Source organism: Propionispora hippei DSM 15287, from assembly GCF_900141835.1.
Classification (GTDB): Bacteria; Bacillota; Negativicutes; order Propionisporales; family Propionisporaceae; genus Propionispora; species Propionispora hippei.
In genome coordinates, this window is record NZ_FQZD01000012.1 from 103,276 (window position 1) to 117,337 (window position 14,062).

Annotated in this window: 19 protein-coding genes; all 19 read left to right on the forward strand. The window is 49.4% G+C overall.

Features of this window, described 5'->3' with window-relative positions; translation table 11 throughout:
- Window positions 1–14: 14 nt before the first annotated feature.
- Window positions 15–1,211 carry a phage major capsid protein gene (locus F3H20_RS08820; protein ID WP_149734559.1) on the forward strand — a complete coding sequence of 399 codons (1,197 nt, stop codon included), beginning with the start codon at window positions 15–17 and terminating at the stop codon, window positions 1,209–1,211.
- A gap of 10 nt (window positions 1,212–1,221) precedes the next feature.
- Complete coding sequence (locus F3H20_RS08825; protein WP_149734560.1) at window positions 1,222–1,440, forward strand: head fiber protein; 219 nt, start codon at window positions 1,222–1,224, stop codon at window positions 1,438–1,440.
- Window positions 1,433–1,699 (forward strand): head-tail connector protein, encoded by a 267-nt coding sequence (locus F3H20_RS08830; RefSeq protein WP_149734561.1) that lies wholly within the window; start codon window positions 1,433–1,435, stop codon window positions 1,697–1,699. The genes F3H20_RS08825 and F3H20_RS08830 overlap by 8 nt, the downstream gene beginning before the upstream one ends.
- A gap of 8 nt (window positions 1,700–1,707) precedes the next feature.
- Window positions 1,708–2,046: a phage head closure protein gene (locus F3H20_RS08835; protein WP_149734562.1), complete on the forward strand. Its 339-nt coding sequence runs from the start codon at window positions 1,708–1,710 to the stop codon at window positions 2,044–2,046.
- A complete protein-coding gene (locus tag F3H20_RS08840; RefSeq protein WP_149734563.1) occupies window positions 2,030–2,392 on the forward strand; it encodes an HK97 gp10 family phage protein in 363 nt (120 codons plus the stop codon). Before F3H20_RS08835 ends, F3H20_RS08840 begins: the two co-directional genes overlap by 17 nt.
- Window positions 2,389–2,781, forward strand: a complete 393-nt coding sequence (locus tag F3H20_RS08845) for a DUF3168 domain-containing protein (RefSeq protein ID WP_149734564.1) — start codon at window positions 2,389–2,391, stop codon at window positions 2,779–2,781. Before F3H20_RS08840 ends, F3H20_RS08845 begins: the two co-directional genes overlap by 4 nt.
- Window positions 2,782–2,787: 6 nt before the next feature.
- On the forward strand, window positions 2,788–3,579 hold the full coding sequence (locus F3H20_RS08850) for a phage tail tube protein (RefSeq protein ID WP_149734565.1): 792 nt from the start codon (window positions 2,788–2,790) through the stop codon (window positions 3,577–3,579).
- A 61-nt stretch (window positions 3,580–3,640) separates the two neighbouring features.
- Window positions 3,641–4,003: a hypothetical protein gene (locus F3H20_RS08855; protein WP_149734566.1), complete on the forward strand. Its 363-nt coding sequence runs from the start codon at window positions 3,641–3,643 to the stop codon at window positions 4,001–4,003.
- Complete coding sequence (locus F3H20_RS08860; RefSeq protein WP_149734567.1) at window positions 4,000–4,317, forward strand: hypothetical protein; 318 nt, start codon at window positions 4,000–4,002, stop codon at window positions 4,315–4,317. The genes F3H20_RS08855 and F3H20_RS08860 overlap by 4 nt, the downstream gene beginning before the upstream one ends.
- 4 nt (window positions 4,318–4,321) lie before the next feature.
- A complete protein-coding gene (locus F3H20_RS08865; protein WP_149734568.1) occupies window positions 4,322–7,222 on the forward strand; it encodes a tape measure protein in 2,901 nt (966 codons plus the stop codon).
- A 1-nt stretch (window position 7,223) separates the two neighbouring features.
- The gene (locus F3H20_RS08870; RefSeq protein WP_149734569.1) at window positions 7,224–7,829 is read left to right on the forward strand and encodes a DUF2460 domain-containing protein; all 606 of its coding nucleotides are present in this window, start codon (window positions 7,224–7,226) and stop codon (window positions 7,827–7,829) included.
- An 11-nt stretch (window positions 7,830–7,840) separates the two neighbouring features.
- Window positions 7,841–8,197: a hypothetical protein gene (locus F3H20_RS08875; protein WP_149734570.1), complete on the forward strand. Its 357-nt coding sequence runs from the start codon at window positions 7,841–7,843 to the stop codon at window positions 8,195–8,197.
- 10 nt (window positions 8,198–8,207) lie between these two features.
- Complete coding sequence (locus F3H20_RS08880; protein WP_149734571.1) at window positions 8,208–8,606, forward strand: hypothetical protein; 399 nt, start codon at window positions 8,208–8,210, stop codon at window positions 8,604–8,606.
- Window positions 8,606–9,034 (forward strand): hypothetical protein, encoded by a 429-nt coding sequence (locus F3H20_RS08885; protein WP_149734572.1) that lies wholly within the window; start codon window positions 8,606–8,608, stop codon window positions 9,032–9,034. The genes F3H20_RS08880 and F3H20_RS08885 overlap by 1 nt, the downstream gene beginning before the upstream one ends.
- A 99-nt stretch (window positions 9,035–9,133) precedes the next feature.
- On the forward strand, window positions 9,134–10,306 hold the full coding sequence (locus F3H20_RS08890; protein ID WP_223191695.1) for a DUF2163 domain-containing protein: 1,173 nt from the start codon (window positions 9,134–9,136) through the stop codon (window positions 10,304–10,306).
- 13 nt (window positions 10,307–10,319) lie between these two features.
- Window positions 10,320–10,751: an NlpC/P60 family protein gene (locus F3H20_RS08895; protein ID WP_149734574.1), complete on the forward strand. Its 432-nt coding sequence runs from the start codon at window positions 10,320–10,322 to the stop codon at window positions 10,749–10,751.
- On the forward strand, window positions 10,751–12,988 hold the full coding sequence (locus tag F3H20_RS08900; protein ID WP_149734575.1) for a phage tail protein: 2,238 nt from the start codon (window positions 10,751–10,753) through the stop codon (window positions 12,986–12,988). Before F3H20_RS08895 ends, F3H20_RS08900 begins: the two co-directional genes overlap by 1 nt.
- Window positions 12,985–13,530, forward strand: a complete 546-nt coding sequence (locus F3H20_RS08905) for a DUF2793 domain-containing protein (RefSeq protein WP_149734576.1) — start codon at window positions 12,985–12,987, stop codon at window positions 13,528–13,530. The genes F3H20_RS08900 and F3H20_RS08905 overlap by 4 nt, the downstream gene beginning before the upstream one ends.
- 15 nt (window positions 13,531–13,545) lie before the next feature.
- On the forward strand, window positions 13,546–13,977 hold the full coding sequence (locus F3H20_RS08910) for a phage holin family protein (protein ID WP_149734577.1): 432 nt from the start codon (window positions 13,546–13,548) through the stop codon (window positions 13,975–13,977).
- Window positions 13,978–14,062 lie beyond the last annotated feature (85 nt).

Sequence of the window (14,062 nt, forward strand, 5' to 3'; positions counted from 1 at the left end):
GGGAGGAACTCACTATGAATAAAATACTGGAATTGCGCGAGAAGCGCGCCAAGCTTTGGGACAGCACCAAAGCTTTTTTAGATTCCCGGCGAAATGAAAATGGTCTGCTGTCAGCCGAAGACACTGCTACCTATGAAAAGATGGAAGCCGATGTTGTGAGCTTGGGTAAAGAAATCGACCGCCTGGAGCGCCAAGCGGTGCTGGACCTCGAACTGTCCAAGCCTACCACCGCTGCCATTACGAACAAACCCAGCCAGCATCAGGAGACAGAGAAAACCGGCCGGGCGTCCGGCGAATACAAAGCGGCCTTTTGGAAGGCAATGAAGAACAAAAACAGCTTTGATGTGCAAAATGCCCTGCAAGTTGGAACCGACTCCGAAGGCGGTTACTTGGTGCCGGATGAATTTGAGCGCACCCTGGTGGAAACCCTGCAGGAAGAAAACATTTTCCGGCAACTGGCTACTATCATTACCACTTCATCGGGGGATCGTAAAATTCCGGTAGTCGCCACCAAGGGAACCGCTTCCTGGGTGGACGAAGAAGGCGCGATCCCCGAGTCGGACGATGCCTTTGGTCAGGTTTCCATAGGAGCCTACAAGTTGGCTACGATGATCAAGGTGTCGGAGGAGCTCTTAAACGACAGCGTGTTTAACCTGGAGCAGTATATCGCCAAGGAGTTTGGCCGGCGCATTGGAGCGAAAGAGGAGGAAGCCTTCTTTGTCGGCGACGGCACCGGAAAACCTACCGGCATTTTCAATACCACCGGCGGTGCCGGCGTGGGAATCACGACTGCTAGCGCTTCGGCCATCACTATTGACGAAATCATGGATCTGTTCTACTCGCTGAAATCGCCATACCGCAAGAATGCCGTATTCGTCACCAATGACGCGACCGTCAAGTCCATCCGCAAGCTGAAAGATGGAAACGGCCAGTACCTTTGGCAGCCTTCGGTGACCGCGGGCCAGCCGGATACCATCTTAAACCGTCCGCTGAAGACCTCCGCTTATGTTCCAGCCATCGCGGCGGCGGCAAAAACCATCGCCTTTGGCGATTTCAGCTACTACTGGGTGGCGGACCGCCAGGGCAGAGCCTTCCAGCGGCTTAACGAACTCTATGCGGCAACCGGGCAGGTCGGCTTCAAGGCCACTCAGCGTGTCGACGGCAAACTGCTTCTTGCCGAAGCTGTCAAAGTGCTCCAAATGAAAGCGTAGGTGAGAAGCGATGAGTAACGTCAAAAACTATACGGAGCAAGGCGGGGAGAGAACCGTAATTGGCGGCACCTTGGAGATTGTGGCAGGCGGGCAGGTGGTCGGCCTTTTTACGCCAGCCGCCTTTCAGGCTGACAGTACGGCTACTACCATAGCAGGGCTGGTGACGGACTTCAATTCGCTTCTGGCCAAGCTAAAAGCCGCGGGCCTCATGGAACCGACCAATGGCTGAGCCGCTGACACTGACGGAAATAAAGGAATACCTGCGCATTGACGGTGAGGAGGGAAATTCCCTTCTCACCGCCTTACTTTCGGCGGCGATATCTCACTCAGAAAACTATCTGCAAGCGCCGCTGCCGAGTGAAACGCCAACTCCCGTTAAACAAGCCTTGCTGATTTTAATCGGACATTTTTATGAACAGCGCGCGGGCGAGGATATTCCCAATGTGGTGTATGTCCTTCTTTCCCCATATCGCGCGCATCTCTGGTAGGTGATGATATGAACCCAGGAGAACTGAACTGCCGCTGCATCTTGCTGAAGGAAACTCAGGTGCCGGACGATCAGGGCGGCTATGAAACGATTTATATGACGCGAGCTACCGTTTGGGCTAAGGTCATGGCGTTGACCGCCAAGACGGTAGACCAATATGAGCAGCTAACACCTGAGATTTTACACCGCATCATTATTCGCTATCGCCGCGATGTGGCGGTGTCGGACCGGATTCAATACGGCGGCCGTATCTTTGAGCAGATCGGGCCGCCTATTGATGTGGAAGAAAAGCATGCGTTTTTAAGCCTGGAATGCCGGGAGGTAGTGGCCGATGCGGCTGGCAATTAGGGTAACCGGGATTGATCAATGCGTTTCCTTCGGCGACCTCATTTCTACCAATGTCAGCCAGGCGATTGAAAAAGAAACCGAGCTGGGGGCTAAAGAAGTTCGAAAGCGCGAGCGCTCGCTGGCTCCGGTCAAAAGCGGCCTTTTGCGCAAAAGTATCGTGAGCCGCAAAGGAAAGTACGGTATCTCTCGCATGGTCAGGGCTAAAGCGCCGCATGCGCCGCTGCAGGAATATGGCACTAAACGGGGCGTGAAGGGCAAGCATTTTGCCGAGCGGGCGCGCCGTGAGCTGATGCCGGGCATCCAAGAGAAGATCCGGACAGCGGTGCGAAATGAGGTGAGACGATGAAGCGATCCCCAGTGTCGCCGCTAAACAAGGCGCTCTTTGAGCGTTTAAAAAGTCATATGGCGGCTCCGGTTTATGACTATGTGCCGGCAGGCAAAAAAGCGCCCTATGTGGTGCTGACCGACACAACGGCAGAGAGCTGGAGCACCAAAACGGTATGCGGCGCGGATGTCATGGCCACCCTCAAAGTCTACAGCGAGTACCAGGGAGACAAGGAAGTGGCGGAGCTTTGCGATAGGGCTATTTCGGCGATACAAAGCGAGCCACTGATTTTAACCGACGAGTGGCAGGTCGGGCTTTCGAGCGTGGACAGCCATTCGGTGGAACGCCTGGAAACGCACCGCGAAGCTACGGTAACCTTCAAGTTTACGATTATTGATACTAAGGAGTGATGAAAGATGCCTTTGATTCCAAGCGATGGTGTGGATTTTCTGTTAAAAGTAAATACCGGAACAGCCGAAATCCCAATCTGGACGGTGATTGGCGGCCAGCGGGGCGCGACCTTGAGCCTGACAGCGGAACAGATCGATGCGTCCAATAAACAATCGGGAGCCTGGAAAACCAGCGTACCCGGCATGATGTCCTGGAGCATTGACGCCGATGCGGTGATGCTAACCGACGCATCAGGCCTGAGTATTGACGCGGGCCGTGCCAAGCTGCTCACGGTGTTTGCCAACCGCGAGCTGGTGCATGTGCGGTATGTCCGCAAGGATGGCTCGAAATTCCAAGGCTATGCGGCCATTACCGATTTGAGCGAGGAGTCTCCGCATGACGGGGTAGCGACATATAAAATTACCTTGGCCGGAGCGGGTGCGCCGGAAGAGGTAAACGGCACCAAACAGGTGGAAACGGCTGAGGTTATCGGTGCCATTACGACCGCCGGCAATGCCACCTTCACAGTGACTGCCGCCGGGATGACCGGCTCGCCAAAAGCCATCAGCGTAGCCGTGGCGCTCAATGATTCGGCGGCCGTAGTAGCGCAAAAAGGCAGAGAAGCTTTGGCTGCAGACAGCGCGGTGACAGCCAAATTCAGCGTGGGCGGCTATGGGGCTATCGTGGAACTGACAGCTTTGACCGCAGCGGCTAATGACAGCACTCTCAATATTGCCATTGCCAACGGAACATGCGCCGGTTTGACAGCGGCTCCGGTTTCAGCGAATACAACTCCGGGCGTTGCGCCCGCAGCATAACGGATGGGGTGTGCAGTTTGGACTGTGCACCCTGTTTTCTTGAAAAATGGAGGAATGAACGATGACAGGACCCGTGTTTATTACGATTGGCGGCAAGGAGCGCCGCCTTCGCTACGATATTAACTCAGCCGCCGAGATGGAAGAACTGATGGGAGGAAAATCCCTGCTCTATGTGATGAGCAATCCCATGGCGGCTGGCTTTTCGGCGATCCGCATTTTGCTCTGGGGCGGCTTAAAGCATGCGGAAAAAGGGATTACCTTGCAACGCGTGGGGCTAATGATGCAAGAATACATGGAAGCCGGCGGAAACTTCGGGGAACTGGCCGGCAAGATCGGGGAAGCCATCAAGGCCTCGAAGATCATGGGCGAAAGTCTGGCCGATGAAGAAGGAACGCAGGAGGAGAACGACGTGGGAAACGAGTGACCACCGTAGTCCAGTGGATCGAAAAGGCCGCGCCGGTGGCTTACGGCCCGTTGGGCTTAAAGCCATGGGAATTTGGACGGCTGACCTTCGGCGAGTTTTACGAGCTGGCGGAAGGCTATCACTGGCGAACCAGGCAGGAACAAATAATGACAGCGGGTTTTGTCGCTTCCATTATCAACACCTGCACGTCGCGCGAGCTAAAAAAGCCGGTTACGGTGGATATGCTACTTGGCCGGGAGCCAAAAGAAAAACAAAAAGTAACGCAAGATGAAGCCAAGAGGGCAATAAAAGACTTGCTGTCGAAAGTGGGGTGAGACTATGGCCGGGAACGCTTCGATGACGATTTTTATCGGCGGGGACAACAGCGACTTTTTAAAAAAATGGGAGAGTACCAAGCGCGCACTCCGCAAAGGGCTTGGCTCGGAAGCGATGGCAGCGTCGGAGAGCATTGCGACCGGCCTAGCCGCCGCGACCGCAGCTCTCGCCGCTTTCGGGGTTGCCAGCATCAAACTGGCAGGCGACATGGATGCCAGCCGCAAAGCCTTGACTACGCTGTTGGGCGATGCTAAGGCCGCGGAAAAAATGCTCGCCGATTTGGCAACCTTTGCGGCGGATACTCCTTTTGAACTGCCGGGGCTTTTAACTGCATCGAAAAAACTATTGGCCTTCGGCTTTGCGTCGCAAGACATCATTCCGATGCTGGCAGCAATCGGCGACGCGGCGGCCATGCTGGGCATCGGCGAGGAAGGCATTAGCCGTTTGACCAACGCTATTGGGCAGATGCAAGCCAAAGGGAAAGTGTCCGCCGAAGAGATGATGCAGCTAGCCGAAGCCGGAGTGCCGGCGTGGAAGTTCCTGGCGGACGCCATTGGAAAAGATATTCCCACAGCCATGAAAATGGCAGAGCAAGGGGCGATTGACAGCACTACCGGAATCAACGCGCTTTTAATGGGCATGCAGTCCAAATTCCAGGGCGGCATGGAAGCCATGAGCAAGACCATCCCCGGACTCATGTCGACTATCAAGGATAATGTGAGCATGGTCATGGTGGAAATCGGCGACAGCATCGCGAAAAACCTAAACCTAGTGGAAAAGCTGCAAGGTGTTGCCGACTGGCTGTCGCAATTTGCCGCGGCGGTGAAGGCGCTCGGGTTGAAAGAAGCGTTGCAAGGCATGATTCCGCCGGAAGTAATCGCTTCGGTGTTCGTCCTTTCCGGAGCACTTTTAGGCGCGGCGGTTCCGGCAATGGTGGCGCTTGGAATCGCGACTTGGACGGCGCTCGCACCGCTTCTGTCTTTCATCGCGATTGGCGCGGCGGTTGGCTTGCTGGCCTACGAGATTTGGGTCAACTGGGAGCCGCTGTCCGAGCTTTTCAGCACTTTGTGGAGTACGGTTACGGACATTTTTACTGATGCTTGGAACGCGATTACCAATGTCGTAGACAATGCTGTGACCACAGTGACTACAGCTATTTCTGACGCTTGGAATGCCATCGTAAGTTTCACGGTTGGCATCTGGAACAGCATTGTAACGACCTTATCCGAAGCGTGGAATTGGATCACCGTTCTTGTTGAAGATGCTCTGAGTTCGGTGGCCCAGTTTATTGGCGATGGCTGGAACGCAGCGGGCGAAGCCACCTCCAGTGTATGGAATGGCATTGTGGATTTCATCGACGGCGCTTGGGCCAGCATTAAAGAGTTGGTTGCACAGGGAATCAACTGGATTGTAGACAAACTCAGTCCGTTGAAAAGCTTTTTTGCCCAGTTTATTCCCGATTCGGTGGGGAATTGGTTTAACAAGGTCACTGAAGGAATCGGCAAAATAGGCGCGGTGGCGGGAAAGTTCAGCTTTGGCTTTAGCCGCAAGGATATATCCGCTCTACTCCCTCAGATGACGAAGCCTAACACCAAGTTCACAGGCCTAACTAATGCTACCCCAGCAACCGCTTCTCCAACTACAGGCGGAGGAGCTGATAAAGAATACGAAAAACTCCAGAAAAAAGCGGAGCAAGCGAGTAAGGCAATTGAAAAAGAATGGCTGCAGCTTACCGCTACCCAGATGGACGCCCTCGAAGCATGGTATGCCGATGAACTGGACACCTTGAACGAATCTAAGGATGCCAATGAAAACTATGAGAGGGATGTCCTGTGTCTTAATGAGATTTACACCGCGAAAAAGAAAAAGATTCTGCTCGATGAGCAAAAAGAAAACAACCGGATTGCCGATCAGGCGAGTGACCTAGCCCGGAGTCTTTCCGATAAGCTAGGCGGGCTTGGCTTGACTGGCGTCGATAAGCAGAAGTTTGACATCGCAACCGATGCGACGCGGCAAATAGATGAAGTGCGGAAAAAATACAGAGATCTTGCCCTGGAGTATTCCGCCAGCACAGCCGATCAGCAGGACCAGTTCCGCAAAGCGTGGGAAACCAATGGAATCCAGTTTTCTATCACAGAAATCGGCATGGTAGATTTTTGCCGCCAGGCGGCTGCCGAACAGGTCGCCATTGAAGCTGAGAAAAGCAAAAAAATTAAAGATCTGCACTATGACCGCGTCAAGTTTCAGGAGGAACTGGACCGGGCGCGCGCGGATGGAGACGTAGCCAAATTCCAGCAGCTTCTAACTACCGAGCAGGCGATGTTCGCACAAGACTTGGCAGGAAAACAGCAATACATTGACACGTATTATGAAGTTTGGAAGGGGTCTCATAAATCCTCCATGGAAATTATGGCTCAGCAAATGGCCGGTACTTATGACGGCCTGAAAGGCTTTTTCTCAGACATTCTTACTGGTACAAAGTCCATAGGCGAAGCCTGGCAAGCCCTAGGCAAAAGCATAATGAAAATCATTGCAGATATGGCGGCACAGTGGCTGGCTAGCCAAATTACCATGTCTTTGTTTCCCGCACTGGCGCCTGCAAAATCGCGAGGCGGGATATCCGGAATTCCCGGACAATATGCTGCCGGCGGTAACTACTCCGGTGGTCTTGCTTTAGTAGGGGAAAAGGGGCCAGAATTGATTAACTTTAATCGCGGTGGATATGTGTTTACTGCGGCTGAAACAAAGAAAATGTTAAGTCAAAGCGCCGATTCAAGAACGAGCCGACCTATGGTCATTACTATGAACATCACGACACCGGATGCGGCCAGTTTCCGCCGCAGTCAGTCGCAAATTTTGGCAGAAGCAAATGCTGCTTTGGCTATGGGAAGGAGAAATCTCTAACATGCAAGCTTTTCACGAAGTGCAGTTCCCGCCGGATATTTCTTATGGAGTAACTGGGGGGCCGGAGTATTCTACCGATGTTGTTATTACTGGTTCGGGCTATGAGCAGCGTAATATCAATTGGTCTCAGGCAAGGTGTAAGTACCAAGCCGCTCATGGTGTGAAAAATGAAGATCAAATGAGACGGTTACTGGCCTTCTTTCGGGCTCGACGAGGCAAGGCATATGGTTTTCGTTTCAAAGATTGGCTCGACTTTAGGGGAAAAGGAGAATATATCGGTACAGGCGATGGCAAAAAGACAACATTTCAACTGAGTAAAACCTATATAGACGATGGTGGATATACCGATGTACGTAAAATCAGAAAACCAGTCGTTGAAACAGTGAAAGTGTATCTTGCTGGTATTGAGCAGCAAGCCAATTGGTCGGTAAATTTCACTAATGGCGTCATTACTTTTGTCTCGGCACCGGCTCAAGATGCTGTTATTACTGCTGATTTCGAGTTTGACGTGCCCGTTCGATTTGATACCGACCATTGTCCTCAGTCTATCAAAGACTGGAATATTTACGGCTGGGATAATATCCCCCTCATAGAAATACGTGTTTAGGGAAAAAAAATATGGCCATCATTGTCTATAACGGCACGGTTACAACAGGAGGGACAGATGGAAAACCAGTAACACAAGATAATCCCATTGTTGTTTCTGCAGATAGAGGCACGGTATCTGAAGCTCTGAATCTTGCGCTGCGTGCCACAGGTCCCTTTCATTTCTTATGCAATATTAAAGTTACAGGAAAAGATGCTGAGGCTGTGCAGTTATCACTCGACGGCGTTACATGGTCTCAAAATTTATTTATCCAGCAGGCGGACACAGTCAACCGTCTGTTTTTTTTACGGACAGTAGTCGGCGATGAGGAAGATTATGGTGATAACACTACCGTATCGCTCAAGCTAGACTACTATCAACCGGTTTAGGGGTGATAGTTTGGGATTGAAATTTTATATTAATGGAACCGTTGGTGCCAAAGATGGTACATTAGTGTCTAGTGGCAGTATGACGTCTCCTATTGTCTTTGACGGCATGTATCCGGGAGCAAGCGGATCACAAGTCTCAAAAACTATTTTTATTCGCGCCGACGACGGTGAGACTTGGCGTGATGTCAACGTGCAGTTTAAGGGAAGCACTTCTGCCCGTTTCGAATATTCTTCTCCCTCATCCGGCTTTGTTACTAATTATGACACGAACACACCACAAGTCATACTATTTCTTCCTAAGGTTACTTCAAATAATATTTCGTTCGTGGTAACCGCTAAATCTCTTTCCAGTGAATCTACATCACCCGACACTTCCGTATCTTTAGTCGCTTGGGGGTGGCAAAGCTAATGGCGCATTTACGCTTGTATAAAAGGGGAACTCCGGGACTAACAGATGGTATTGAGCTGATACCGGGGACAGATATGATTGATGCGAGTGGCCTTTATCCTAGAATACCGTCAGGACATGTAAGTGCAGCGGTTATGTCCTTATGCTTACGATGTGATCCTGGCTTCAAAGCAACGAGTGTGACTATTTCAGCTGTTTCTCCAGGCATATCAGGTGTATATGGTAATGTTTACGGGCCAATTACTACGGTAGCTCAGTGGGAAAGCCTTTCGAGCATGAGTAATATTGTAAACTGGGGTTGCAGTATTTCGACTGTGTTAAATGTTAATATCATGTTTTTGCTTGCAGTCTATGCCTATTCTGGATACCCTGCCATAAATCAAGCTGGGAATCTCTTAAATATCTCCTTTACCGAGGCCGCGCTATAAATGGCTACTACCCTAATCTGGCAGGCCCAGTTTAAAACGTATGGGAATAACACTACTGAGTATTTGGCGGATACTAAACGCATTTGGACTCCGGGAGGATTGACTTGGCAAGCTCAGTATCGAACAAACGCAAACAATCAGACTGAATTCATAGCCGATATGCAGAGAAACTGGATTCCAGGCGGATTGATATGGCAAGCGCAGTATAGAACGTATGGTAATAACCAAACGGAGTATTCAGCGGATATCCAGAGAATCTGGGTCCCGGGTGGATTAACGTGGCAAGCTCAGTTTAAGACGTATGGTAATAGTAACAGTGAAAGTATTGGCGACATATTCCGCATTGTAGGCGTTACGCTTATTTATCGTACCGATATTGCTCCGCTAATTCGAAGAGTGAATCAGCCTCCTGGAGTACCTTGGTTACAAGAAGAAGTAACAACAGCGGCATGGTGCTGGAAGCTTTCGCTTAGGGACGGGACGGTATTTGGGTTTACCAATCATGATGAAGATATCACCTTAGGCGGTGTAACGTACGAAGCATCCACCGGCTTTGTCCCAACTGCTGTGGAAACCTCAAATAACATGGCAGTAGATAATCTGGAAGTCGAGGGCTTTTTAGACAGTAGCCGAATTCAGGCGGAGGATATTGCTACAGGGCGATTCGATTTTGCTAAAGTTGAAGTCTTTTTGTGCAACTGGAGGAATACCAAAGATCCTTTATTAGTTGTCCGTAAAGGAACAACAGGACAAATAAAAACCGGCAAGTACGGATTCCAGGCAGAAGTTCGGGGATTGCTTGAGGCCTATCAACAATCAGCAGGTACAGTGTATCAGAAAAGCTGCCGGGCAAAGCTTGGCGATTTTCAATGTAAAATTGAGCTTAGCCTATTAACTACATTTGGACAGGTAATGCAGGTAAACCAGAATGGAACAATTCAGACTAATCTTTCTCAGTCTAAGGGTTATTTCGACTACGGAGTAATGACTTTTAATACGGGTGGCAATAGCGGGTGTCAGTATGAAGTAAAGACCTTTGAAGATGGATTACTAACGCTTTTCCTGCCAGCCACTTTTAGCGTAGCGATAGGGGATACCTTTTCTATAACGCCCGGATGTGATGGTAACTTTTCAACTTGTCGGAAAAAGTTTAATAATGGGATGAATTTCAGAGGAGAGCCGCATATACCGGGCAATGATTATCAATCGGCATATCCGGGACAAGGCTCCAGTAATACCGTTTCAGAAGGCAGTAATCTTAGACGTGGATAGGAGGGAATCGGCAGTGACGCGTGGAGAAATAGTAGAGGAGGCTCGTTCCTGGATTGGTACAAGGTGGGTTCATCAGGCCTGCCTAAAGAATGTAGCCGCGGATTGTGTTGGATTAATACGAGGGGTTTATGAACGCATTACCGGTCAAGCGGTGAAGGTAGTAATTGATTATCCGGCTACCTGGCATTTATTTAAGGCGGAGGAACGCTTATACAATGAAGTAAAAAATTATCTAGCAGAAATTCCTGTAGAAGAAGCGCGTCCTGGTGATGTGCTTCTTTTTGGTTTTGGAAAAGGTCCAGCGCATCATGCAGGTATTTTAGCAACATCACATACGTTTATTCATTCATGGGCCGACGTAGGAAAAGTATCGGAAACCAGGCTGGATGAGTTTTGGACAAAAAATATCCGGGCCGCTTTTCGGTATCCTGGAGTTCTTGACTAATGGCTACGCTCATTTTAGGAACTATAGCGAAGAACGCTGGCTGGAATGCGTTTTGGTCTGGAGTAGCCGCTATGGCCGGCAGTGTCATTGACCAATCCTTATTTGCTCCTAACGTTAGCAGAGAAGGACCGAGATTAGATGACCTCAGACTGCAAACTTCAACGTTCGGTGCTAGCATACCTAAGATTTACGGAACGGTCAGAACAGAGTGCAATGTAATTTGGGGGACAAATTATGTTGAGCACGTTACAACAGAAAAACAAGGAGGCGGGAAGGGTGGCGGAGGCGGGTCGGTTACCACAACCAGCTATTCCTATTCTGTGTCCTTTGCGGTTGGACTCTGTCAGGGGCCGATTAGCGGTATTGGCAGAGTGTGGGCAGACGGTAAGTTAATTGATTTAGCAAAACATGACTATACCCTCTACTATGGTACGGAAGCACAGACTCCCGACCCTTATATGGAAGGTATCGAGGGAGTGGGCATGGTTCCGGCATACCGTGGACTAGCCTACATCGTATTCAAGAATTTCTTTGTTACAGACTACGGAAATCGGATACCTAACCTGTCCTTTGAGGTGATGCATTCCACTACCGAGCTTAAAAACATTGTAGAAGAGATTAGCGTTAATGCTGGATTAGATTTATCCGAGATAGACGTATCGAGTATGGCAGATATCCATGTTCCGGGCTACAAAACGAGTGGCGAAAAGTCTCGCAGAAGCCAAATCGAGCAATTACAGCTGTTATATGTATTTGACGGGGTAGAGAGAAACGGCAAAGTAGTATTTAAGCAGCGGGATTTTACGAAAGTGTTACCGATCAGCTTAGATTCGATAGGCGCTTATGAAAACTCTCCGTCCTCTGAAGCCTATACTGCTACTCGCATGGATGAGAGAGAACTGCCGGTCCGTCTTACCATCAAATATTTGTCTGCAGATAAGGAGTATCAGCAAGGGGTGATGTCTGCCTTTCGCCAGTTAACACTGAGCCGAAATGAGAAATCACTAGACACCGAATTTGTTTTAACTGATTCGCAGGCGAAAACTCTGGCAGATACTCGTCTCTATGAAGCGTGGGTTGGCAGAACCAAATATGAGTTTTCGCTTGGATCACAATATGCTCACATACTTCCCGGTGATATTTTGGAACTGAATCTGGCCAACGAACGTAAGGCTCTAATCGTTGTTAGCAAAGTCTCATATGGCAAGCCAGGAATCATAAAGATTCAGGCAGAGTCGACTTATGCTAGTACGTATACTCTTGTAACTCGGAACGTCGATCCTGAACCGCAGCTCCAGACGGCAGAACCAGCAACCGAAATTACTACTGAGTTCTTAGATATACCTCGTTTGCCGGGGGATAACAGCCAGACCGATGATACGATTTACGTTGCTTCAACAGCTAGTGTTTATTACGGAGCCAGTGTATTCCGCTCAAACGATGGAGGCCTGACCTATTCCTTAAACCTGTATCGAACACCACAAGCCTATATGGGGGTCACTACGACTGCTTTAGCAAGTGGACCAACTGTTTATTGGGATAACGCTAATACATTAGATGTAGTTATGAGCTATGGAAGTTTAGAAAGCCGACCAGTTCTGGATGTACTAAACGGATTTAATGCCGCGCTAGTGGGCGATGAAATTATTCAGTTTACTACTGCCCTACTGATTGCGCCCAACACCTATCGAATATCGGTTTTGCTAAGAGGAAGGCTTGGTACTGAACACAAAGCAGCGTCCCATGTGGCGGGCGAGAGATTTGTTTTGTTGTCATTGTCTATGCTCGGCAGGCTCACAGTGCCTTCTTCGGACTGGTTTCAGAGTCGATTGTTCCGCGTTGGGCCTTCGACACTTCCAATGACAAACCATTTATATCAGGATAAACACTTTACTTCCCAGGGAATTATGGCTCTTCCTTTATCGCCTTGTCACATAACTGGTTCTAGAGATGACAGTGGAAACCTCACTATTTCCTGGATTCGTCGTACACGTGGAGACGGTAGCTGGAAGGAACTGGTTGATGTTCCGCTAAGTGAGAAAAGTGAGATGTACGAAATCGATGTGGTAAGTGAAGGAACTGTTAAAAGAACCTTACGGACTGTATCGTCGTTTGTTATCTATTCAGCAGATGAGCAAATAGCCGATTTTGGTAGTGTGCAAAGTCTGATAAAGGTCCGGATTTATCAGATGAGCGAATCGAGAGGGCGAGGAACCGTGAGGGAGGAGATAATTTGAGCGACAATACACCAAGATTGATATTACCTTATATTGTGCAAAGCCAGGCGCAGAAGGAAGTCACACATGCTATGGGACTCAACCGCCTAGATGCATTTACTCAAACGGCAGTAGAAACTACCTCACTTACGGCCCCGCCTGTTGGTATAGAGGGGAACCTGTATATTGTAGGAATAGGAGCAACTGGAGCTTGGGCTGCGAAAGATAAGCAACTAGCTCAGTTTATTGGTGGGAGTTGGGTTTTCTATACACCTTTTGAAGGTATGAGGGTTTGGGATAAACAAACAGCGCAACCACTTGTCTATAAAGGTTCAATCTGGCAAAATGAATTTTCAGCCGCAAATAGAATCGGTTTCTTCGGCGCAACACCTATCGTTAAAGCGATAGTATCTTTCGGGAATATGGATAATGAAATCGGCGGCCTTACTGTCAGTGCATCCTATTCGCAGGTGGAGGTGCAGGCGCTGCGGGATAAATGCGAGGAACTGGCTGATGATGTGCGAGCGCTAAAAGCGGCGCTGAGCAGCTATGGCTTGGTATAAAAAGGAGGATGAGAAATGATTGAGTATACTCAAATAGAGCTGCGCATCATGGCTTTGTTTTCAGCCATAGGCGCAGCGTTTTCCTTTCTTGTCGGCGGTGTCGACAAGTTGATTACGGCACTTCTTATTTTTGTTGTGATTGATTATGTGACCGGGTTGATCGCTGCGTGGAAGACGGCAACGCTTGACAGCAAAAAGGGCTTTGAAGGGATAAAACGCAAAATCGTTATGCTGGTGATCGTTATTATGGCTCACTGGATTGATGCGAGCATCTTTGGCAGCAGCACCTGCCGGTCCATGGTGATCTTTGCGTATCTGGGCAATGAAGGCTTGAGCATTATTGAAAACTTGGACCGTATGGGGTATAGCGAATATATTCCCGTTTTTATCCGGGAGAAGCTGGTGCAGTTAAGAAGTGAAAAGGAGTCTCTCCGAAAAGAACCATAGCCGGTCGGCTAATAAGGTGTTTATCTGCATATTGCATTTGCTTTCTGCATAAAAAGGTGATAAAATTATGCAGAAAGCAAAACGG